The 22,537-nt window shown below is 25.5% G+C and carries 21 protein-coding genes; 17 read left to right on the top strand and 4 right to left on the bottom strand.

What is annotated here, in order from left to right; all coding sequences use genetic code 11:
* Positions 1-68: 68 nt before the first annotated feature.
* From H0H40_RS00295 to H0H40_RS00320, 6 genes are read left to right on the top strand one after another with little or no spacing between them, the layout of a single operon-like run.
* Complete coding sequence (locus tag H0H40_RS00295; RefSeq protein ID WP_185869091.1) at positions 69-1,388, top strand: c-type cytochrome; 1,320 nt, start codon at positions 69-71, stop codon at positions 1,386-1,388.
* A gap of 30 nt (positions 1,389-1,418) precedes the next feature.
* Positions 1,419-4,376, top strand: a complete 2,958-nt coding sequence (locus tag H0H40_RS00300) for a 4Fe-4S dicluster domain-containing protein (protein ID WP_185869092.1) — start codon at positions 1,419-1,421, stop codon at positions 4,374-4,376.
* A gap of 12 nt (positions 4,377-4,388) precedes the next feature.
* On the top strand, positions 4,389-5,768 hold the full coding sequence (gene nrfD / locus H0H40_RS00305; protein ID WP_185869093.1) for an NrfD/PsrC family molybdoenzyme membrane anchor subunit: 1,380 nt from the start codon (positions 4,389-4,391) through the stop codon (positions 5,766-5,768).
* Entirely contained in the window at positions 5,761-6,279 is a 519-nt protein-coding gene (locus tag H0H40_RS00310; protein ID WP_185869094.1) for a DUF3341 domain-containing protein, read from the top strand. Before nrfD ends, H0H40_RS00310 begins: the two co-directional genes overlap by 8 nt.
* A gap of 14 nt (positions 6,280-6,293) precedes the next feature.
* Complete coding sequence (locus tag H0H40_RS00315) at positions 6,294-6,905, top strand: c-type cytochrome (protein ID WP_185869095.1); 612 nt, start codon at positions 6,294-6,296, stop codon at positions 6,903-6,905.
* A 9-nt stretch (positions 6,906-6,914) separates the two neighbouring features.
* Positions 6,915-8,186, top strand: a complete 1,272-nt coding sequence (locus H0H40_RS00320) for a hypothetical protein (protein WP_185869096.1) — start codon at positions 6,915-6,917, stop codon at positions 8,184-8,186.
* Positions 8,187-8,276: 90 nt separating this feature from the next.
* Here the strand turns inward: H0H40_RS00320 and H0H40_RS00325 are convergent, their stop codons facing one another.
* The 3 genes from H0H40_RS00325 to tsaB all read right to left on the bottom strand — a co-directional run bounded on the left by H0H40_RS00325 (position 8,277) and on the right by tsaB (position 11,670).
* The gene (locus H0H40_RS00325) at positions 8,277-8,966 is read right to left on the bottom strand and encodes a potassium channel family protein (protein WP_185869097.1); all 690 of its coding nucleotides are present in this window, start codon (positions 8,964-8,966) and stop codon (positions 8,277-8,279) included.
* 26 nt (positions 8,967-8,992) lie between these two features.
* Positions 8,993-10,741: a TrkH family potassium uptake protein gene (locus tag H0H40_RS00330; RefSeq protein ID WP_185869098.1), complete on the bottom strand. Its 1,749-nt coding sequence runs from the start codon at positions 10,739-10,741 to the stop codon at positions 8,993-8,995.
* Between the two features lie 293 nt (positions 10,742-11,034).
* Complete coding sequence (gene tsaB, locus H0H40_RS00335) at positions 11,035-11,670, bottom strand: tRNA (adenosine(37)-N6)-threonylcarbamoyltransferase complex dimerization subunit type 1 TsaB (protein ID WP_185869099.1); 636 nt, start codon at positions 11,668-11,670, stop codon at positions 11,035-11,037.
* A 15-nt stretch (positions 11,671-11,685) separates the two neighbouring features.
* Between tsaB and nadE the strand changes: the two genes are divergently transcribed.
* The 3 genes from nadE (at position 11,686) to cysS (ending at position 14,668) form a co-directional block, all read left to right on the top strand.
* On the top strand, positions 11,686-12,462 hold the full coding sequence (nadE, locus tag H0H40_RS00340) for an NAD(+) synthase (protein ID WP_185869100.1): 777 nt from the start codon (positions 11,686-11,688) through the stop codon (positions 12,460-12,462).
* Between the two features lie 84 nt (positions 12,463-12,546).
* The gene (gene folE, locus H0H40_RS00345) at positions 12,547-13,194 is read left to right on the top strand and encodes a GTP cyclohydrolase I FolE (protein WP_185869101.1); all 648 of its coding nucleotides are present in this window, start codon (positions 12,547-12,549) and stop codon (positions 13,192-13,194) included.
* Positions 13,195-13,207: 13 nt separating this feature from the next.
* Positions 13,208-14,668, top strand: a complete 1,461-nt coding sequence (gene cysS / locus H0H40_RS00350; protein ID WP_185869102.1) for a cysteine--tRNA ligase — start codon at positions 13,208-13,210, stop codon at positions 14,666-14,668.
* Here cysS and H0H40_RS00355 read toward each other — a convergent pair.
* Positions 14,660-15,805 carry a trans-sulfuration enzyme family protein gene (locus tag H0H40_RS00355; protein WP_185869103.1) on the bottom strand — a complete coding sequence of 382 codons (1,146 nt, stop codon included), beginning with the start codon at positions 15,803-15,805 and terminating at the stop codon, positions 14,660-14,662. The two genes, cysS and H0H40_RS00355, sit on opposite strands and share 9 nt — an antisense overlap.
* A 156-nt stretch (positions 15,806-15,961) precedes the next feature.
* Here H0H40_RS00355 and atpB point away from each other — a divergent pair, with 156 nt between their 5' ends.
* The 8 genes from atpB (at position 15,962) to H0H40_RS00395 (ending at position 22,535) form a co-directional block, all read left to right on the top strand.
* Positions 15,962-17,020: a F0F1 ATP synthase subunit A gene (atpB, locus tag H0H40_RS00360; RefSeq protein ID WP_185869104.1), complete on the top strand. Its 1,059-nt coding sequence runs from the start codon at positions 15,962-15,964 to the stop codon at positions 17,018-17,020.
* 12 nt (positions 17,021-17,032) lie between these two features.
* Complete coding sequence (gene atpE, locus H0H40_RS00365; protein WP_185869105.1) at positions 17,033-17,260, top strand: ATP synthase F0 subunit C; 228 nt, start codon at positions 17,033-17,035, stop codon at positions 17,258-17,260.
* Between the two features lie 16 nt (positions 17,261-17,276).
* Positions 17,277-17,765 carry a F0F1 ATP synthase subunit B gene (gene atpF, locus H0H40_RS00370; RefSeq protein WP_185869106.1) on the top strand — a complete coding sequence of 163 codons (489 nt, stop codon included), beginning with the start codon at positions 17,277-17,279 and terminating at the stop codon, positions 17,763-17,765.
* 13 nt (positions 17,766-17,778) lie between these two features.
* Positions 17,779-18,339 (top strand): ATP synthase F1 subunit delta, encoded by a 561-nt coding sequence (gene atpH / locus H0H40_RS00375; protein WP_185869107.1) that lies wholly within the window; start codon positions 17,779-17,781, stop codon positions 18,337-18,339.
* 13 nt (positions 18,340-18,352) lie between these two features.
* On the top strand, positions 18,353-19,933 hold the full coding sequence (gene atpA / locus H0H40_RS00380; RefSeq protein WP_185869108.1) for a F0F1 ATP synthase subunit alpha: 1,581 nt from the start codon (positions 18,353-18,355) through the stop codon (positions 19,931-19,933).
* An 8-nt stretch (positions 19,934-19,941) separates the two neighbouring features.
* Positions 19,942-20,829 carry an ATP synthase F1 subunit gamma gene (gene atpG / locus H0H40_RS00385; RefSeq protein WP_185869109.1) on the top strand — a complete coding sequence of 296 codons (888 nt, stop codon included), beginning with the start codon at positions 19,942-19,944 and terminating at the stop codon, positions 20,827-20,829.
* Between the two features lie 64 nt (positions 20,830-20,893).
* Positions 20,894-21,877, top strand: a complete 984-nt coding sequence (trpS, locus tag H0H40_RS00390; protein ID WP_185869110.1) for a tryptophan--tRNA ligase — start codon at positions 20,894-20,896, stop codon at positions 21,875-21,877.
* Positions 21,878-21,965: 88 nt separating this feature from the next.
* On the top strand, positions 21,966-22,535 hold the full coding sequence (locus H0H40_RS00395; RefSeq protein ID WP_185869111.1) for a nucleotide exchange factor GrpE: 570 nt from the start codon (positions 21,966-21,968) through the stop codon (positions 22,533-22,535).
* Positions 22,536-22,537 lie beyond the last annotated feature (2 nt).

The raw sequence follows: 22,537 nt of genomic DNA on the forward strand, positions 1-22,537 counted from the left end.
AAAGAATGGTATTTTTTTCTTTTATTCCATATTTTATTTTGTCAAAATTATGAATTTTGTTTATTTATATGAATATGAAAAAATTTTTATCTTTCGTATTTTTCTTACTCTTATTTACTTTTTTTCCTAAAATAAAAGGTAATGCTAATGAAGGGGATCCTAATGAAGGGGCCATTCTTTTTAAAAAAAATTGCACAGCCTGTCATTCTATAGATTTAGAAAAAAAAATGATAGGACCAGCTTTAGCTGGAGTAACTAAAAAGAGAAGTCGTGAATGGTTACATAAATGGATTGTAAATAATAAATCATTGAGAGAAAGTGGAGATAAAGAAGCCATAGCTATTTATAAAGAGTATGGAAATTTAGAAATGAATTTATTTCCTCAATTATCAAATAAACAGGTAGATGATATTTTATCCTTTATTCAAAATCCAATAATAAAAAAAAAAGAAAAAGTAGAAAATCATGAAGAAAAAGATTATGAAAGTAAAAATGAAATAGAAGAAGGACAATTTCTAACTAAATTAATTGTTTTTTGTTTTAGTATTTTATCTTTAATATTACTTTGGACTTTATATAGAATTCAATTTTTAACTAGGCTATTAAATAAACCTAGAACTTTAGTTTTTGAAAAAAAGGATTTTTTAATAAACATTTTATATAAAAAAATTTTAGGTAGAAAAAAAATAAGATGGAGGATGTTATCTTGTTTTGTAGGGTTTTTGTCTATTTTCACGATATATGAATTTTGGAATTTTTTAATGAAAATAGATGTTAACAAAGGATACAAGCCTGAACAACCCATTTATTTTTCTCATAAAATTCATTCTGATATCAATGGAATTGACTGTCAATACTGTCATTCTTCAGCAAAATATGGTAAAGTATCTAGTATTCCTTCAGCAAATGTCTGTATGAATTGTCACATTACTATTAATGAATATAAAGGAAGTTATTTAGAAAAAGGAAAAAGTAGAAATGAATATAACCAAGAAATACAGAAAATATATTATTCTGTAGGATGGAATCCGGAAACTAGAGAATATTCCAAAGAAACTCATCCAATTAAATGGATACGTATACACAATATGCCAGATTTTGTTTATTTTGATCATTCTCAACATGTTATAACTGGAGAAAAAATGATCAAACAACTTAAAAAAGTAAATTTAGTTTGCAATGCTTGTCATGGTGATGTTCAAAAAATGGATCAAGTAGAGATGTCCAACGATTTTACTATGGAATGGTGTATTTCTTGTCATAGAAATGCAAAAGTTGATATTCACAATCAATATTATAAAAAGTATTTTATCAATGACATAAAAAAAGAAAAAAAAATAACCGTAGATATGGTTGGTGGGACAGAATGTGGTAAATGTCATTATTAAAATGAATGGAAGATATTAACTAAAATTATTATGAAATTAAAGAATAAGAAGATAAAAAATTATAATCCAATTAAAGATATATTGAAAGAAAAAACTTCTAGACGTGATTTTTTAAAATGGATAGGATTTAGCACAGCTTCAGTAACTTTAGCTGCTTGTAAAGGTCCAGTTATTCAATCTATTCCTTATATTGTTAAACCAAGTTCTATAACTCCAGGAATACCAAATTATTACGCTTCTACAATGATTGATTCTTTTGATATAGGATGCATTTTGGTAAAAACAAGAGAAGGACGTCCTATAAAAATAGAGCCTAATTCAACTTCAAAATACTTTAATACAACTTCTGCTAGAATACAATCTTCTTTATTGTCTCTTTATAATGAAGAAAGATTAAAATATCCCTTTTTAAAAGGAAAGAAAAGTTCTTGGAAAAAAATAGATGATTACATTATTCAACATTTAGAAAGTATATCTAAAACAAATAAAGATATAATCTTTCTTTCTTCTTCTTTTCCAAGTTTTTCTACAAAAAAATTAATTCAAAATTTTAAAAATATTTATCCTAATACTAAGTGGATTACTTACGATGCTATTTCATATTCCAAAGTATTAGATGCATCGGAAAAAATATTTGGAGTTCGTGCTTTTCCTTTTTTTAATTTAGAAAAGTCTGAATTGATAGTGTCGTTTGATGCTGATTTTTTAGGAGATTGGTGCCCAGAAAATATGGGTAAACGTTACGTTACCAATAGAAATCCTAGCAAATCAATGTCGCAACACATTCAAATAGAGAGCAATATGAGTATTTCTGGAGCAAATGCAGATGTTAGAATAGCAAAAAGACCTTCTGAAATAAAAAAAATGTTATTTGAAATTTATCAAAAAATTTTTTTTGGAAAAGAACCCAAAGATCGATCCATAAGGAAAATAGCGTCCTTAATTGAGGAAATAGGATCTAAAAGTGTAGTTTTCGCAGATGGAGACCAAGATTCTTATGAATTATCTTTTTTAATTAATAAAAAAATTAATAGTGATGCATTAAAAAATGATAAGTATATTTTATCAAAAGAAAGTAACGATAAAAACTTCAAAAAATTTCTGGAAGATTTAGAAAAAGAAAAGATAGGATGTTTATTTATTCACAACACCGATCCTCTTTATAGCCTCCCACTATCTATTTCCAAAAATATAAAAAGATTTATCAAAAAAATACCTTTAACTGTATCTTTATCAACAAGTCAAGATGATACTAATGAAATAATAGACGTTTTAACTCCAATTCCTCATTGGATGGAATCTTGGGGAGATACAAATCCTATTACTGACACTTTTACCTTAATTCAACCTACTATTCAACAGATTTTTGATACAAGACAATTACAAGATTCTTTAATTATTTGGGGAAAAATGAAATATAAAGATTATTACAATTTTTTGAAAGAAACATGGGAAAAAAATATTATTCCTAAATCCAATGTTTCTTCTTTTCATGAAGCATTATTCCATGGAGTTGTGCAGATAAAAAATAAAAAATCTAATAATAATTTTTTTAACATTGGTAAAAGAAAAAGAAAAGAATGTAGATATAAATTAATTGATTATCAAAAAAAATCGGAAAATAATTTTGAATTAAGATTGTATACAAAAATCAGTATGGGAGATGGATATCAATATAATAATCCTTGGTTACAAGAACTTCCGGATCCTATAACACGTACTACTTGGGATAATTACTTAACAATTTCATATTCTGATGCAGATAAAATGCAGTTAAAAAACTGGAATGAAGGAGATGGATCTTTAAATGGAAACTGTGTAAATTTAATTAAAAATAATGAAATATTAATTCGGGATATTCCTGTTTTTATTCAAATTGGACAAGCTATAGGATCTTTAGGTTTAGCTTTCGGTTATGGACAAAAAAATGGAAAATTATCCAATTTATGCAACGGAAAAAATGCTTACAAAATTTACGATAATTTTTGTATTATACAAAAAGATATACAAATAAAAAAAGTAAATAAAATTCATAAATTTTCTTGTATACAACTACAAAATACAACAGTAGGAAGAAATTTAATTAAAGAAACAGATTTAGATACTTTTTTAACAAAAAATAAAGAAATTTGGAATGAAGAAGAAAAAATTTCTACTTACAAAGGAATGCTTTCTCCACAAGAAATTTCTATTTGGAATCAAAATAAAAATAAAGAGGAAAAGAAAAAAAGTGGACATCATTTTAATTTGTCTATAGATTTGAATGCTTGTATAGGATGTGGATCCTGTATAATTGCATGTCATTCAGAAAATAATGTTCCTGTTGTTGGAAAAGAAGAAATCAGAAAATCTAGAGATATGCATTGGTTACGTGTGGATAGGTACTATTCTAAAAGTAATCAAAATAATATTGATCAAGAAAATATTCATGATAATACAAAGGTTTCTTTTCAACCTATTATGTGTCAACATTGTGATTATGCTCCTTGTGAAACTGTATGTCCCGTTGGAGCAACTATTCATGGAAAACAAGGACAAAACATGATGGTCTATAATCGTTGTGTAGGAACTCGCTATTGTGCTAATAACTGTCCTTATAAAGTGAGACGTTTTAATTGGTTTAATTATTCTAATAACCAGAAATTTGATTTTAATATGAATAATACTTTAGGAAAAATGGTTTTAAACCCTGATGTAGTCGTTAGAACTAGAGGAGTTATGGAAAAATGTTCTTTATGTATACAAAGAACGCAATATGTTATAGGAATAGCAAAAAAAGAAAATAGAGAAATAAAAGATAAAGAATTTGAAACAGCTTGTAGTATTTCTTGTCCTACAAATGCCATTACTTTTGGAGACATTAATAATGAAAATAGTCTTATTTATGAAAAGATAAAAAATACAAGATCTTATAAACTTCTTGATTTTATAGGAATACGACCTAATGTTTCTTATCAAGTGAAAATAAGGAATGATAAAAAAAAATGAAATAGAAAAATTATGTCAAATCACTATGATTCCTCTCTCAGAAAACCATTAATTTTAGGTAAAAAAACATTCAAAAATATTACTGATGATATATTAAATCCTATAGAAAAAAAAGCTGGAAATCTATGGTGGATAGCTTTATTCATTTCTATTTTAGCTTTTTTATGGGGATTAATATGTATTATCTATACAATAGGAACGGGTATAGGGGTCTGGGGATTAAATAGAACAATAAATTGGGCTTGGGATATTACTAATTTTGTATGGTGGGTTGGTATTGGTCACGCTGGAACTTTAATTTCCGCTGTTTTATTATTATTTCGTCAAAAATGGCGTTTGTCTATCAATCGATCAGCAGAAGCTATGACAATTTTTGCGGTTATCCAAGCTGGATTATTCCCCATTATTCACATGGGGAGGCCATGGAATGCCCATTGGGTATTGCCTATCCCTAATCAATTTGGTTCTTTGTGGCCTAATTTTAATTCTCCTTTATTATGGGATGTTTTCGCAATTAGCACTTATTTTTCTGTATCTACTGTTTTTTGGTTTATGGGATTAATACCTGATTTTGCTATGATTAGAGATAGGGTATCAGATCCATTTCAAAAAAAAATTTATGGTATTCTTAGTTTTGGATGGGGAGGAACATCAAAAGATTGGCAAAGATTTGAAGAAATATCCTTGATTTTAGCTGGTCTATGTACACCATTAGTTTTTTCTGTTCATACCATAGTTTCCTTTGATTTTGCAACTTCTGTAATAAAAGGTTGGCATAGTACTATATTCCCTCCTTATTTTGTAGCAGGAGCCATATTTTCTGGATTTGCAATGGTACAAACTTTACTCGGTGTAGCTAGAAAAGTTCTTTCTTTAGAAAGTTATATAACAAGAAATCACATAGAATATATGAATATGATTATTTTGTTAACAGGGGGAATCGTTTTATTGGCTTATATTTCAGAATTTATTCTTGCCTGGTATTCAGGAAATCCATTTGAAAAATTCATTTATTTTTCTAAAGAGGCAGCTACAGGCCCATTTTGGTGGGCTTTTTGGACTTTAATCATTTGTAATATCATTATTCCTCAATTTTTATGGATTAAATATATACGGAGAAGTTTTTTTTGGTCTTATGTAATAGCTATAATTATAAATATAGGAATGTGGTTTGAAAGATTTGATATCATTGTTTTAAATCTAAGTCATGACTATCTCCCTTCTTCTTGGACTGGATTTATTCCATCATTTGTAGATGTTGGAATATTTATAGGAACAATTGGATTGTTCTTTGTTCTTTATTTATTATACATACGTACATTTCCGGTAATATCACAATCAGAATTAAAAACAATCTTAAAACCTTACAACAAAAACAAAGAAAATGAATAATAAATATATACATGCATTATATGATAATGATTCTACATTAATGAACAGTATTAAGATTCTTCAAAATAATGATTTTAGTATACATGAAGTTTATTCTCCTTTTCCCATTCATAATTTAGATAAAGTATTAAAATTAGAAAAAACTAATTTATCTTTTTTGTCTTTCATGTATGGATTATTTGGATTTTGCATAGCAAGTATTTTAACTTGGTATACTATGATTTTAGACTGGCCTCAAAATATTGGTGGAAAACCATCTTTTTCTTGGATCAGAAATATTCCTTCTTTTATTCCTGTAATATTTGAATTATCCATTTTTTTTTCTGCACATTTTATGTGTATTACTTATCTTATTCAATGCAGATTATTTCCAGGATTTATTCGGAAAAACCCAGACCCTAGAACCACTGATAATATGTTCTTAATAGAGATTAAAATTAAAAAAAATACTAAAAGATTGGTAAATTTACTGAAAAATAATGGAGCAATGGAAGTTTTTATAAAAAATTAAAGATCTCTTGAATAATGAAAAATTTTTATAGAATTACTATCATATTAAATATGACTTCTATATTTATATTAGGATCTTGTTGGTTGGATAAGAAAAAACCAAATATAGTTTACATGCCAGACATGTATTATTCAGACGCATATGAGCCTTATTCAGATCCTGATTTTTATTATTATAAAAAAATTAAAAAAATTAAAATTCCATTATTTTTGAATGGTAAAACTTCTTCTCTTTTACCAGTAAAAGGAACGGTTCCAAGAACTGATTTTTATAACTCTATTTCATATGAAATAGAAAATAAAGGATTTAATTATTCTAAAAAAATAATCACATATCCTTTTCATGTTCATGAAAATAACAATGAAGATATTTTAAAAAATGGAAAAAAATTATATCAAATCAATTGTTCTATATGTCATGGAGATAATGGAGATGGAGAAGGTCAATTAGTAAAAAATGAAAAAATATTAGGAATTCCTAATTATAAAGATAGAAATATTACTATTGGAAGTGTTTATTATGTTATTACATACGGTAAAAATAATATGAATTCTTATGCTTCTCAATTAAATGAAATGGACAGATGGAACATATCTGAATACGTTATGTATCTAAAAAATAAATAAAAAATAAACATGTATCAATTTATTAAAAATAATAAAAGAATTGCTATTCTTATAATGATTATAGGTTTTGTTTTTATTTTTTTAGACAAAATTCTTTTAGAAGATTTAGAAAAAAATAAAAATTTTTTAAACTTTAATAAAGAAAAAAAAATTCTGACACATGAGGAAACAGAAAAAAACAACAATCCTTGGACAGGTTTATATATTTCTATTTTTTATTTTACTTCTATTTCTTTAGGATCCCTATTTTTTCTAGTTATTCAAAACGTTTCAAAATCAGGTTGGTCTGTTATTTTACATCCTATTATGGAAATAATAGCATCTTTTATTCCATATGGATGTTCTATGATTTTTATCATTTTATTATTAAATACAATGGATTGGATTCATATGTTTCATTGGATGGATTCTAATTTATATAATCCAAACTCTATAAAATTTGATAAAATTATAGAAAGCAAAAAATTATTTTTAAATATTCCTTTTTTTTTAATAAGAAGTATTATTTATGTATTAGGATGCAGTTTTTTTTATTTAAAAATAAAAAAAATATCTTCTACATTATATAAAACACATTCTCTGAATGATTATAAAAAATTATATTTCATATCTGTTATTTTTATTGTATTTTTCTCTATTATTTCTATATTTATGGCATGGGATTGGATTATGTCGTTAAATCCACATTGGTTTAGTACTTTATTTGGATGGTATGTTTTTAGTAGTTATCTAGTGACAGGAATAGGAACTATTACAATAGTAGCTATTTACCTAAATAAAAAAGGATATTTTCCATTATTTAGAAAAAGTCATTTACACGATTTAAGTAAGTATTTATTTTCTAGTAGCTTATTATGGACTTACTTTTGGTTTTCACAATTCTTACTTTATTGGTACGGAAATGTTCCAGAAGAAATTGCCTATTTCTTAAAAAGAGAAGAAATGTATAATTTCATTCATTTTTGGATGCTTATTCCAAATTTTGTAATTCCTTTTTTTGGATTAATAAGCAGCAATAGCAAATCTAATCCTAATATTGTGTTTACAGTATCTTTAATTTTACTAATTGGACATTATATAGATATCTATAATTTGATAGCTCCAGATGTTAATATAGAAGGAAATATAAAATATGGAATATCTGAAATAGGTTCTATCTTATTAATAGGTGGATTTTTCATTTATATTTTGTGTTATAAAATAAATAAGAAAGAATTAAATGCTTCAATAGGAAATCCTTTTTTTCAAGAAAGTAAGAATTATAAATATCCCTACATGTAACCGTTAAGAAATAAAATTAATAAAAAAAACATTTTAAAATTTTCTATTTATTCTTTAAAATATTTTATTTTTTACATTGAAAATAGAAACCTATTTTTTATCTTTTAAAAAATTCATTATAGATTTATTAGATCCAAAAAGAGTCAATATATCACCTGTTTGCAAAATAGTATCACCTGTAACCAATCCAATTACTTTTCTTGTAAAATTTTCTTTTGAAGACATAGGATTTTTAATATCTCGTATTACAGTAATTAAAGAAACAGAATATTTTTGTGTTAGTTTCAAACTTTTGAGAGATTTTCCACTAAAAGAAGATGGAGAAAAAACCTCTGCTATGGAATGTTTATTATCTACTCTAAAATAATCTAAAGCATAATTAAAAGATATTTGTTTAGTTAATCTAAAAGCAGCGTCCTGTTCTGGATGCACAACATCACTGATTCCCATTGCTTCTAATATCGTATCATGTATCTTTGATAAAGATCTACTAACTATTCTAAGATTTTTGTACTTCTTTTTAAGGATTGCAGTAGTTACTATTGATGAGCCTTCATTTTCTCCAATGGCTACAATTCCTAAATCTGCTTGTTGAATAGGTAATACTTTATAAGCAGATTCATTATTAGCATCCATACATACTACATTTGCTATATGATCTTTTAATAAATCTATCTTTTCCATTTTATGATCTATACCGAACACTTCGTGTCCATTATCCGTTAAATTGAGAGCTAAAGATCTTCCAAAATTTCCTAACCCTATAATTATAATCTTCATGTTTTTATTATGTAAATCTATTAATATTAATTAATCAGTATATTTCCTTTAGGAAATCTATAATAATAATGAGAACTAATTTTATTTTTCTTGAATAATCCAACCATTACGTTAAATATCCCTATTCTTCCTAATAACATTAGACATATTAAAATCAATTTACTTCCATTAGATAAACTAGAAGTGATTCCCAAAGATAATCCTACTGTTGAAAAAGCAGAAAAAACTTCAAAAGAAATAGATAAAATATCTTTTTTAGGATCTAAAAAAATAATAATTAAAATACTTATGTATATCACGATTAACGATAACATAATAATTGAAAAGGATAATCGGATAGATTCTGAAGGTATTTCTTTTCTTTCTATTTCTAATCTATTTTTTCCTCTGGATAAAGAAATAATATTCATTAATGCTAATGCAAAAGTACTTGTCTTAATTCCACCACCAGTAGAAGCTGGAGAAGCTCCTATCCACATTAAAAATATAGTTAAAAAAATAGTTATTGGAGCTAAATTATTCATGTTTACAACATGAAATCCTGCTGTTCTAGACGTAGCAGAAGAAAAAAATGAAGCAATCCATTTTCCATAAAAAGAAGAATGTTCCGAAAGAGAAGAATGATATTCACTGATATAGTAAAAAACAGTTCCAAAAAAAAGTAAAAAAACAGTTGTTGTTACAACGATTTTTGTATTTAAAGTTACTATATGTGCAGGATGATGAAGATACTCATCTTTAAAAATTTTATAAAAATATTTTTTTATGGTCAACCATATATATGTAAAAAAATTAAATAGAATATTAAACCCTATTCCACCTAATATTAATAAAAAAGCAACAATTATCTGTAAAAAATAATTAAACCTTACAGAATGTGAATATAATCCTTTACTAAGAGTAGAAAAGCCACTATTGCAAAAAGCGGAAATAGAATGAAAAATTGAAAAAAACAAAGGACTATCAGTCTCTATTGTATTTTGATCCTTAATAGAACAATAGATTAACAAAGTTCCTATAAGTTCTATTGTTATAGTAAACATAACTACCTTTACAGCTAGAGTAAGAACATTACTTGTTGTTTTTGTATTTAAAAAATTGCTAACGAAAATAGCTTCTTTAAAAGAAAATCCATCTTTAAAAAAATAACTAAAAAAAGAAGTTATAGTTAAAATCCCTAAACCTCCCAATTCAACTAAAATAAGTATAATTACCTTTCCTAAATAAGTAAAATCTTTAGCTGTATCTAATACGGATAATCCTGTAACACATACAGCGCTAGTAGAAGTAAATAAAGCATCTATAAATGATATTTTTTTGACTGTAGATGCTGGAAACATTAACAAAAATGAACCTAAGAAAGATAAGGAAACAAAACTTATAATAAATATAAAAGCAGGATTGTTTATTTTTGAATAAATTATTCGTATAAAATAAGTAACACGAATAAGTATATGTAGAATTAAACTAACCAATAAATATATTTTTATGTCGTCTGTTATTTTTTCATCATTACATAAAAATATTTTCCATAAAGAGAAAATAATAAAAATTACCAATATAAAAAAAGACAAAAAAACCATTAATTTATAATTCCTTTTTAAGTCTGTTTTTAAAAGAATAAAAATATGTATTATACTTATAATGAAGACTAATCCTATAATCATTTCGGAATTGAAAAATCGAAAAGTTTCCCATCCTAGAGAAATTATTATATAAAGTAATATAATTGAAGTTGCAATTTCTAAAAAATTTCGAAGTCTAATTTTAATCATGATTTTTATGAAACATTTTTTGATTATTTCGAATATTTCTCTTTTTGTTACTTGGAAAGTTTTATTACATACATTTACATTGATTATATAAAATCATTACTTATTTTATTTTTTCGAACACTTTCGTATAAACTACGAAATGTTACGGAGTTTTCTTTTTGAGAATGATAATGGTTTCAATATGATAATTTTACCCTTCTTTATCTAAGTAATTTTAATTTTGTTTCTGTTACTCAGAAAGAGTATCTTTTCTAAAAAAATTTATGGATTTTTATCGTAGTCTATTAAAAAATTTATAAATAAAAAGGAACAAATTTTTCAATATCATCAAATTTTTTATCGCAAAACTTTACGTAAGAAATAAAAGACATATCTATTGCAGATGGATAAGCTTTAAAGAAAAAATTTTTTTTAGAAATCAATTTTTCTACGGAAAAATCAACATTTCCTATAAAGTGTACTTTTTGATTTTTCGTGAATCGTGTAAAAAAATCGTCATGAATTTTTTTAATAGAAATTGGATATAATCTTTTTTTTGATTCATTAAACAATGAAGTATAAAACAAATCAGATTTAGCTTGTATCATTGGAATCAAAAATCCACTTTTTACATTTATTTTTTGACTTAAAATAGTTAAAGAATCCATAGATAATAAAGGAATCCCTAATGAATAACATAACCCTTTAGCTGAGGAAGATCCTATTCTTAAAGCGGTGTATGACCCTGGCCCTTTACTAACGCAAACAGATTTTAAATCTTTAAGATGTATTTTAGAAATTTCTGTAGCATATTTTATAAATGTGTGTAATTTTTCTGAATGAAAATATTCTTTCGAATATTCTTCTATAGAGACTAGACATAATCCATTTTTAGCAATACTCACTGAACAATTTTTAGTAGAAGTTTCTAAATTTAGAATTAAAGACATATAAATTTTATTATATTGAAAACAAAAAAGATCATTAAATATATTGTTTTTTGGTTAAAAAAATATATTGATCAATCTCAATCAAATGGTTTTATAATTGGAATATCTGGTGGAATAGATTCTTCTGTAACTTCTTCTTTAGTAGCCATGACAAAATTTCCTACTATAGTTTTGGAAATGCCTATTTTAGAAAAGAAAAAAAATTTTTTGGCTGAAAAACATGCAAAATTTTTAACTAATACATATTCAAATGTTTCTTATTTCAAAAAAGATTTATCTATTTTATTTACTTCTTTTTGTCATATAATTAATAAAAAAAATAAAAAATCTTCTTTAGCACTGGCAAATCTTCAATCTCGTCTTCGAATGTTAACTTTATACTATTACGCCAACGTGAAAAATTATCTCGTTGTTGGAACTGGAAATAAAGTAGAAGATTTTGGAGTAGGTTTTTTTACAAAATATGGAGATGGAGGAGTTGATTTACATCCTATAGCTGATTTAACTAAAAGCGAAGTTCGTTTTCTCGCAAAAGAGTTAAATATAGTAGATGAAATTCAAAAAGCAAAACCAACAGATGGACTTTGGGAGGATGAAAGATCAGATGAAAATCAATTAGGAGTTTCTTATGAAGAATTAGAATGGGCTATGAAAATTACAAAAAAAAAAGATTGTAATTTTTCTAAAGAGAAATACAAAATCTTCAAAAGATATCAAATTTTAAATCAAAAAAATAAACACAAGATGATTCTTATTCCGGTTTGTAAAATTCCTTCCTTATTTAAGGTATAAAAGTCATATAAAGAAAAATATGATAAAATTAATCATACAAAATCCTTTTCGTAACTTTGTTATTCTATAGATTAAGTTTATTCTATGATGGAAGAAAAACATAAAAAAATTAACTCAACTAATCATGAAATGTCTTCACGAGACAAGTATTTTTTGATGAATGATGAAGATAAAATTGAAAAAATAGAAAAATATTTTTTTCAAATCATGAAAATATTAGGCTTAGATATGAATGACGATAGCTTGCGTCGTACTCCTAAACGTGTGGCAAAAATGTTTATTCAAGAAATATTTAGCGGTCTAAATCCAAAAAATACTCCAACAACTTCTATTTTCGATAACAAATATCAGTATAATCAAATGTTAATAGAAAAAAATATAACAGTTTATTCCACTTGTGAACATCATTTTCTTCCTATCGTAGGAAAAGCTCATGTTGGTTATATTTCCAATGGAAAAGTTATAGGTCTTTCCAAAATTAATAGAATTGTAAATTTTTATGCAAAAAGACCACAAGTTCAAGAACGTTTAACTATGCAAATTGTAGAATCTTTACAAGAAATGTTAGATACAAAAAATGTAGCCTGTGTTATAGAAGCGAAACATTTATGTGTAAATTCTAGAGGAATTAGAGATATAGACAGTAGAACAGTGACTACTAAATTAGTAGGATCCTTCAATATAAATTCCGAAATTCGTAAAGAATTTCTACATCATATTGGAATTTCTTAAAATGGAATAAAATATGGAAGAAATAAATTTAAATTATATAAAAAATAATTTAAAAATATATAACACTCTAACAAGTAAAAAAGAATTATTTAAACCAATTCATAAAGAATATGTAGGAATTTATGTTTGTGGGCCTACAGTGTATAATCACTTGCATTTAGGAAATTGTAGAACTTTCATACTATTTGATATTGTTTTTCGTTATTTGAAACATATTGGTTATAAAGTTCGTTACGTTAGAAACATTACTGATGTTGGACATTTAGAAAATGAAGAATATGACTTAGAAGATAAAATTTCTAAAAAATCTCGTATAGAAGGAATTGAACCTATGGAAATAGTCCAAAAATATACTATTTCTTTTCGTAATGTACTACGAATTTTCAATGTTCAATCTCCAAACATTGAACCTACAGCAACATCTCATATAATAGAACAAATAGATATGATTCGAAAGTTGATTGAAAAAAATTTAGCATATGAGATAAATGGTTCTGTTTATTTTAATTTGAAAGAATATGAAAATTTATATTCTTACGGAATTCTTAGTAAGAACAAGACAGACCAACTTAAAAATAAAAAACTGAATTTTTCGGCAGAAAAAAGAAATTCACAAGATTTTTCTCTTTGGAAGAGAGCATCTTCTAATCATATTATGAGTTGGAATTCTCCATGGGGAAAAGGATTTCCTGGTTGGCATATAGAATGTACTGCTATGAGTACAAAATATTTAGGAGAAACTTTTGATATTCATGGAGGAGGTATCGATCTCAAATTTCCTCATCATGAATGCGAATTAGCACAAGCTATAGGTGTTTATAACAGAAGTTATCTTGCACATTATTGGATGCATACCAATATGTTAACTTTAAATGAGAAAAAAATGAGCAAATCAACAGGAAATTTTCTCAATCCAAAAGATATTATTCAATCTAATAAAAAACCTTTTTTACCAAGTATCCTTAGATTTTTTATTTTACAATCTCATTACAGAAGTATTATGAATTTTTCAAATCAAGGACTCATGAATGCAGAAAAAGGATACCATAAAATTATGAAATTTATAAGAATATTAAAAGATTTTCATTCAGAAAAATCAACAGTAAATAATAATATTTTTGATGTACATCATTGGATTAAAAATTGTTATCAAGCTATCAATGACGATTTTAACATTCCTTTATTAATTTCTCACTTGTTTCAAGCAACTCATATTATGAATTCTCTAAATGATATAAAAAAATCTCATATCAATTTACTGAAAAAATACATGATTCATTTTGTTTTTGATATTCTTGGTCTTCAAGAAGAAAAAAAACAATTTCATTCTGAAAAAAAATTAGAAATACTTATTAAAAGATTAATCAAATTTCGCATAGAAGCAAGAAAACAAAAAAATTGGATTCTATCTGATAGAATTCGACAAGAATTATCCTACATAGGAATCACATTTCATGATGAAAAATTATTTTAATGCTCTATCTATATCATTTATAAGATCTTCTACGTTTTCTATTCCAAGAGATAGTCGAATAAGAGAATCTTGTATTCCAGCGTTTACTCGAATCTCTAAAGGAGTAGATTTATGAGTCATAGTTGCAGGATGACAAATTAAACTTTTTGTTCCTCCTAAACTTTCAGCTAACTTAAATAATTTTGTTGATGTAACAATTTTTTTAGCTGATTCTACTGTATCATTTTTTAAACTAAAAGATACAATCCCACCAAAATATCTTTGTTGTTTAACTGCTATTAAATGATTTTTATGATGTGATAATCCAGGATAATAAATTTTATCAATACAGTAATTTTTTTCCTTTTCTAAAAAAGAAGCTATTTGAAATGCGTTTTGTGATTGTTTTTTTACACGTAGATACAAAGTTTGGAGCCCTCTAATTGTTAACCAACAATCAATAGGAGATAAAACACCACCACTTGCATTTTGTATGTATTTCAATTTTTCGTACAAATCTGGATCATTTACTGTAATAAGTCCAGCCAATACATCTGAATGTCCTGCTAAATATTTTGTAGCGCTATGAATAATTATATCTGCTCCCAATTTAATAGGATTTTGAATAGCAGGAGAGGCAAAAGTATTATCTACTACAATCAATACCTTTGAATTCTTATTTTTTGATTTTTCACTGATATATTCTATATCAGATATTTTTAAAGTTGGATTCGTTGGACTTTCCAACCAAACTAATTTTGTATTATTAGAAATTAAAGATATAGCTTTCTCTGGATCAGTTGTATCCACGAACTTTATACTAATTCCTAACTTTTTATATAAATTTAATAAACGAAAAGTTCCTCCATAAATATCATCTACTGCTACTATTTCGTCACCACATTCCAATAATTTTAAAACAGCATCTACGGATGCTAATCCTGAAGAAAACGCTAAACTAGCATAACCATATTCTAAATCAGTAATTAAACCTTCCAATATTTTTCTTGTAGGATTATTCGTTCTTGTATAATCAAATCCTTTATGAATTCCAGGAGCTTGCTGTACATATGTTGATGTTTGATATATCGGTGTAGAAATAGCTCCTGTAAGAGGATCTGATAAAATATTCTGAATAAGCTTTGTTTCTTCCTTCATTAGTTTAATAAAATTTCATAAGTATTGTGTGCAAATGTACTCTCAAAAAATGAGAATACAATATCTTGTTTTTGTAATACAATTTTTTTTTAGATAAAAACAACATTTTTTTGGGAAAAAATCTAAATTTGTTTCCTATTTATTTGATTGAAATAAATGATTTCAAAAAATTTATTATTATTTTTTTTATTATTTCTTTTATATTCTGATTCTGACACAAAGGTTAAAAATAATAAGTTTGATAAGAATCAAGAAAAAATAAATGTATCTAATACAATTTTTGAACATGTTAGTGATTCTCATGAATGGCATATTGCTGGTTCTCATGATAATGGGATTGTATTGTCTTTACCTATTATTTTATGGAATCATGGGTTAGAAATTTTTGTTTCATCAAAATTATCATGTAAAAAAGTGTTTAAAGGAAAGTATGGATATTATAAAATGTTTCAAGGTAAAATATATAATACCGATTTTACAGGAAGATTACATTTAAACAAACAAGGAATTCCAATTAATTATAAACCTTGGGATTTTTCTATTACAAAAAATGTAGTTTCTCTTTTTATTTCTTTTTTTTTGTTATGTTTCCTATTTATTCGTATGAAACATTGTTATAAGGATAATCAAGTAAAATGGAGATTAGGAATTTTTTTAGAATTTTTAATTTTGTTCATACGTAATGAAATAGCAATTCCCAATATTGGAAAAGAAAAATATAAAGCGTATTTTCCATTTCTGTTAACATCCTTTTTTTTTATATTATTTAATAATTTAATGGGTATAATTCCAGGATTTCCAAATGTTACTGGAAATATAAATGTGACATTTGTTTTAGCTATAACAACATTTATAATTACTAATATAAATGCAAGCAAAAGTTATTGGAAGCATACTTTTTGGATGCCTGGAGTTCCAATAGGAATTAGGTTTTTATTAGCTCCTATAGAATTTTTAGGAATTTTTATTCGCCCATTAACTTTATGTATTCGTTTGTTTGCTAATATTACTGCTGGTCACATAATCATATTAAGTTTTATTTGTCTTATTTTTATTTTCAAAAATTTTTTTATAGCCGGTTTTTCCATATTTTTCGGTTTTTTTATTTCTATGTTAGAAATTATGGTATCTTTTTTACAAGCTTTCATTTTTACTACTTTATCTTCTTTACTCATAGGAATGTCTATCAAAAATTATGAAAGTGAAACCCATTAAAAATTAATTATTATGAATATAGATTTAATATACACTGGATTAGCAGCTTTAGGATCTGGACTTGCAGTAGTAGGAGCTGGATTAGGAATTGGAAAAATTGGAAGTTCTGCAATGGATGCGATTGCTAGACAACCTGAATCTTCAGAAAAAATACAGAACGCAATGATTATTGCATCTGCATTGATCGAAGGAGCAGCTCTTTTTGGGATAGTAACTACATTATTGGCTGTATTTAAATAAAAAATAATAGAAAAATATGGATTTGATTACTCCTTCTATTGGATTAATTGTTTGGCATTCTATAATATTTTTAATTCTTATATTATTTCTTTCCAAATTTGCTTGGAATCCAATCGTGAATTTTATTGATGAAAGAGAAAAAGAAACTGAAATGTATGTTAATAAAGCGCACAATGCTAAAAAAGAATTAAAAGATTTAGAAAATAAAAAAAACGAAGTATTAAAAGAAGCTCGTCTAAAAAGAGATATAATTTTGAAAGAAGCGATTCAAATCCAAGAAAAAATAAAATTAAAAGCAAAGGAGGAGGGGATCATGATAAAGAAAAAAATGATGGAAGAAACGAAAAAAAATATTCAAATAGAAAAAGAAGCTTCTGTTCACAGATTAAAAAATGAAGTAGTGGATATTTCCATACAAATAGCAGAAAAAATATTAAAAAAAAAGTTGGATCAAACAAATAGACAAGATAAATTTATAAAAGAATTAGTAGAAAAATTATACTAAATGAAAAATAAAAATGTTTTCAAATAAAAAAATAGTTCAACATTACGCTAGGGTTTTTTTTGAGTATTCTAATACAAATAATGATGATTCTAATGATTTTTTTTATTACAAAGTCAAGAAAATATTCTCTTTACTATGTAAAAATTCAGATTTAAACAAGATTATTTATACTTCATTATTAAGTTCAAAAAAGAAAATAGAAATTTTCGAAAAAATTATTTATAATTTCGATGTTTCACTTTTTCAGTTTATAAAACTTTTAATTGTAAGAAAAAGAGAATCTCTTTTGAAAGAAATTTTTTTAGAATATCAAGAAATATATGAAAAAGAAAAAAAAGGAATTGTAAAAGCTCTTATTATTTCTGCATTTCCATTAAGTATAGATACAAAAAAAATGATGATCAAGAAAATGAAAAAAATACATTATAAATATCAAAAAAAAAAATTTCACATAATTAACAAAATTGATAGGTCTATTATTGGAGGATTTTTGTTCCGTATAGGAAATGAAGAATTGGATTTTAGCGTAAAAGGGAAACTGTCTTTTCTTAAGAAAGAATTCAAAATTAAATAAAGATTTTATTTTCATGTCGAATTTAAAATATTCAGAAATATCTTTAATTCTTAAAGAACAATTATCAAATTTTCAATTTGAATCAAAATTATCTGAATCTGGTATTGTTATTCAGGTAGGAGATGGAGTTGCTAGATCTTTTGGTCTAAATTCTGCTTTTTATGGAGAATTAGTAGAATTTGATACTGGAACTAAAGGTATAGTTCTGAATTTAGAAGAAGATCACGTTAGTATTGTTTTGCTTAGCCCTTCAAAAGATATTAAAGAAGGAGATATAGTTAAAAGAACAGGAAAAATTTTTTCTATAAAAGTTGGAGAAGGCATGTTAGGTCGTGTAGTTGATATATTGGGAAATCCTATTGATGGAAAAGGCCCTATAGAAGGAAAACTATTTGATATGCCTTTAGAAAGAAAAGCTCCAGGTGTCATTTATAGAGAACCAGTTAAAGAACCTCTTCAAACTGGTATTAAATTTATAGATTCTATGATTCCTATAGGAAAAGGACAAAGAGAATTGATTATTGGAGATAGACAAACGGGAAAAACAACTATAGCTATTGATACTATTATTAATCAGAAAAGATTTTATGAAGAAAAAAATCCAGTTTATTGTATTTACGTGGCTATTAGTCAAAAAGGATCTGCAATAGCAAGTACTTTCAATCTTTTACAAGAAAAAGGAGCAATGCCTTATACGGTGATAGTTTCAGCTAAATCTTCTGATCCAGCTTCTATACAAGTCTTTGCTCCTTTCTCAGGAACTTCTATCGGAGAATATTTTCGTGATACTGGTCGTTCTTCTTTAGTAGTATATGATGATCTTTCCAAACAAGCTGTCTCTTATAGAGAAATTTCACTTTTATTGCGACGTCCTCCTGGTAGAGAAGCTTATCCTGGAGATGTTTTTTATTTACATTCTCGTCTTTTAGAACGTGCATCTAAAATTATAAAAGATCAGAAAATGGCTGAAAAAATGAATGATATTCCAGAATCCATTAAAAAAGAAGTTAAAGGTGGAGGATCTTTGACAGCTTTACCTATTATTGAAACCCAATCTGGAGATATATCTTCTTATATTCCTACAAATGTAATTTCGATTACTGATGGTCAGATTTTTTTAGAAAAAGATTTGTTCCATTCTGGAGTTCGTCCAGCAATTAATGAGAGTATATCTGTTTCCCGTGTAGGAGGTGCAGCTCAAATTCAATCCATGAGAAAAATATCTGGAACTCTTAAATTAGATCAAGCACAATTTAGAGAATTAGAATCTTTTTCAAAATTTGGTTCTGAATTAGATACTCATACTATGGATATTTTGAAAAAAGGAAAAATAAATATAGAAATATTAAAACAATCTCCTTATTCTCCATATGATATAGCAGAACAAGTGGCTATTATTTTTATTGGAACAAAAAATATATTAAAAAATATTCCTATTGATAAAATTTCAATTTTTGAAAAAGAATATCTTTTCTATTTAAAGGAAAAACATGAAGACTTATTAAGTTTACTAAGAAATGGATTTTTAAATGATAAAATATCTAGAACTTTGGAGAAAGTTGCATTAGAATTAAGTAATAAATATGTATCCTAATTTTCGTTATGTCTAATCCAAAAGAAATAAAAAGAAGAATATTATCCATAGAATCAGTTATTAAAACAACGGAAGCTATGAAAATGATTTCGATCGTAAAATTACGAAAACATAAAGGTTTATTAAAAAGTGCAAAAACTTATTATGATCATATAGAATTGCTTCTTTCAGATTTTTTTTTAACGGAAAAAAAAGAGAATTTTGAAATAAAAAAATATTTTTTAGAGGAAGGACAGAATAGTATTCTTATCATATTCACTTCAAATCGTGGATTATGTGGATCTTTTAATTCATCAATTTTTGAAAAAATTAATTTTTTTTTTCAAAAAAACATTTCATTACATCATAATGAATGTATGTTTTTTTCAGTTGGTAAAAAAGGATTTGATTTTTTATCTAAAAAATATGGAATACATGAAAAAAACAATAACTGGATAGACTGGGAAAATAACTTTTCTAAAGTTTGTGAAAATACAAGATTTTTAACAAAAAAACTAATTTTTAATTTCATTAAAAGAAATTTTTCTTCTATTTATTTAATATATAATAACCTCAAAAATTCTTTGTTTCAAGAAACAATTATAGAGAAATTACTTCCAATCAATGTTGGAAATTTTAAAGAAAAAAGAAAAAGAATTGACTATATTATAGAACCTTCTAAAAAGGAAGTTTTTCATTACTTGATTCCTAAATTTATAAGTTCAAAATTATTGAAAATTTTTTTGGAATCCTCTGTAACAGAACATACATTACGTATGATATCTATGCATAAAGCAACAGAAAATGCACATGATATTAAAAATAATCTAGTGTTAAATTACAATAAAGAAAGACAAACTTCAATTACAAAAGAAATACTTGAAATTATTAGTGGATTAGAATCGTTGAAAAAATAATTCTACGATATTACTACAATATATTTTAGTTTTTTTTAAAATTGATTAGGTTAAAAAAAGAACTATGGAAAAAATATTAACAGGAATTAGAAGTACAGGGACTCCTCATTTAGGAAATATTTTAGGTGTTATGATACCATCTATAAATATTGCAAACATGAATGAAAAAAATTCTTCATTTATATTTATAGCAGATTTACATTCTATGGTTCAAATAAATAATATAAAAACAGTAAAAAATAACACTTATCAAATTGCAGCAGCATGGTTAGCTTTCGGATTGAATACAGAAAATTGTCTTTTTTATAGGCAATCTGATGTTTCAGAAGTTACTGAATTAGCTTGGTATTTTAGTTGTTTTTTCCCTTATCAAAGACTTACATTAGTTCACTCATTTAAAAATGAAGTGAAAAAAAAAATTAGTTTAGGATTATTTTCTTATCCTATTTTAATGGCTGCAGATATTTTACTTTATAACGCCAGCATTATTCCTGTAGGAAAAGATCAGTTGCAACATATAGAGATAGCTAGACGGATTGCAACTTCTTTTAATAAAAGAATCAATGAAAAATTATTTGTATTACCTAATGCTTTTTTACAAAAAGAAGCTATGTCTGTTCCTGGAACAGATGGGGAAAAAATGAGTAAATCTAAAAATAATTGGATTAATATTTTTTCTGCAAATGAAATTTTGAAAAAACAAATTATGAGTATTCGTACAGATAATAAATCTTTAAAAGAAAAAAAAAATCCTGAACAAGATTATATAATGTCTTTATATAAATTAGTAGCTCCTTCAGAAAAAATAAATGAAATGAAAGAAAAATATATAAAAGGAGGATATGGTTATTTGGAAGCAAAAATATCTTTATATGAAATGATACTTCATAAATTTTCAAAAGAAAGAAAAAAGTTTTTCTCTTTCATGAAAAAAAAATCTTTGTTAGATCATATTTTATATTCAGGTGCTAAAAAAGCAAAAAATGTAGCTATTGAAAGATTGAATAAAATTAGAAAATGTTTAAGACTAAACTCCATAAAGTTATAAAAATTAATGTCATAATGACAGGATTAATTTATGGCAAATCTTTTGCTCCTAAACCATAGAATTGTGTTAAAAATATTTTATATTAATTATGGATATCAATCAAAAAAATACTGAAAAACATTCGGATTCATCTAACGATGTCTGTAATATTGGATCTGATTCTTGTCAAGAGGAAGTACAAGATCCATCAAAAAAAGAAATCAAATTTCTTAAACTTAAAGAAGAAAAAGAAGAATTAGAAAAAGAAAAAAATAAGTTTTTACGTCTTTTTGCAGAATTTGAAAATTATAAGAAAAGAATTCAGAAAGAAAGATTGGATATTTTTAGAACAGTTCATGAAAAAATACTTATAGATTTAATTCCTATTTTAGACGATTTTGAACGAGGAGTTAAAGAGTTAAGAAAATCTAAAGATGATCATATCGTTAAGGGAATTTTTTTAATACAAGAAAAACTTCTTAAGGTTTTAACAGAAAAAGGACTAAAAAAAATAGAAATAAAAAAAGGGGATGATTTTAATACTGACTTTCATGATGCTATATCACAAATTCCATCTGTTACAAGTAATTTAAAAGGAAAAATCATAGAAATAATAGAAGCAGGATATATTCTTAAGGGGAAAGTTATCCGACATGCTAAAGTTATAACCGGAAAGTAAAT

This window comes from Blattabacterium cuenoti (genome assembly GCF_014252295.1).
Lineage (GTDB): Bacteria > Bacteroidota > Bacteroidia > Flavobacteriales > Blattabacteriaceae > Blattabacterium > Blattabacterium cuenoti_V.

Coding starts and splice junctions, on each gene's coding strand:
- H0H40_RS00295 (WP_185869091.1), top strand. CDS start 69: ATGAATATGAAAAAATTTTTATCTTTCGTATTTTTCTTACTCTTATTT.
- H0H40_RS00300 (WP_185869092.1), top strand. CDS start 1,419: ATGAAATTAAAGAATAAGAAGATAAAAAATTATAATCCAATTAAAGAT.
- nrfD (WP_185869093.1), top strand. CDS start 4,389: ATGTCAAATCACTATGATTCCTCTCTCAGAAAACCATTAATTTTAGGT.
- H0H40_RS00310 (WP_185869094.1), top strand. CDS start 5,761: ATGAATAATAAATATATACATGCATTATATGATAATGATTCTACATTA.
- H0H40_RS00315 (WP_185869095.1), top strand. CDS start 6,294: ATGAAAAATTTTTATAGAATTACTATCATATTAAATATGACTTCTATA.
- H0H40_RS00320 (WP_185869096.1), top strand. CDS start 6,915: ATGTATCAATTTATTAAAAATAATAAAAGAATTGCTATTCTTATAATG.
- H0H40_RS00325 (WP_185869097.1), bottom strand. CDS start 8,966: ATGAAGATTATAATTATAGGGTTAGGAAATTTTGGAAGATCTTTAGCT.
- H0H40_RS00330 (WP_185869098.1), bottom strand. CDS start 10,741: ATGATTAAAATTAGACTTCGAAATTTTTTAGAAATTGCAACTTCAATT.
- tsaB (WP_185869099.1), bottom strand. CDS start 11,670: ATGTCTTTAATTCTAAATTTAGAAACTTCTACTAAAAATTGTTCAGTG.
- folE (WP_185869101.1), top strand. CDS start 12,547: ATGATGGAAGAAAAACATAAAAAAATTAACTCAACTAATCATGAAATG.
- cysS (WP_185869102.1), top strand. CDS start 13,208: ATGGAAGAAATAAATTTAAATTATATAAAAAATAATTTAAAAATATAT.
- H0H40_RS00355 (WP_185869103.1), bottom strand. CDS start 15,805: ATGAAGGAAGAAACAAAGCTTATTCAGAATATTTTATCAGATCCTCTT.
- atpB (WP_185869104.1), top strand. CDS start 15,962: ATGATTTCAAAAAATTTATTATTATTTTTTTTATTATTTCTTTTATAT.
- atpE (WP_185869105.1), top strand. CDS start 17,033: ATGAATATAGATTTAATATACACTGGATTAGCAGCTTTAGGATCTGGA.
- atpF (WP_185869106.1), top strand. CDS start 17,277: ATGGATTTGATTACTCCTTCTATTGGATTAATTGTTTGGCATTCTATA.
- atpH (WP_185869107.1), top strand. CDS start 17,779: ATGTTTTCAAATAAAAAAATAGTTCAACATTACGCTAGGGTTTTTTTT.
- atpA (WP_185869108.1), top strand. CDS start 18,353: ATGTCGAATTTAAAATATTCAGAAATATCTTTAATTCTTAAAGAACAA.
- atpG (WP_185869109.1), top strand. CDS start 19,942: ATGTCTAATCCAAAAGAAATAAAAAGAAGAATATTATCCATAGAATCA.
- trpS (WP_185869110.1), top strand. CDS start 20,894: ATGGAAAAAATATTAACAGGAATTAGAAGTACAGGGACTCCTCATTTA.
- H0H40_RS00395 (WP_185869111.1), top strand. CDS start 21,966: ATGGATATCAATCAAAAAAATACTGAAAAACATTCGGATTCATCTAAC.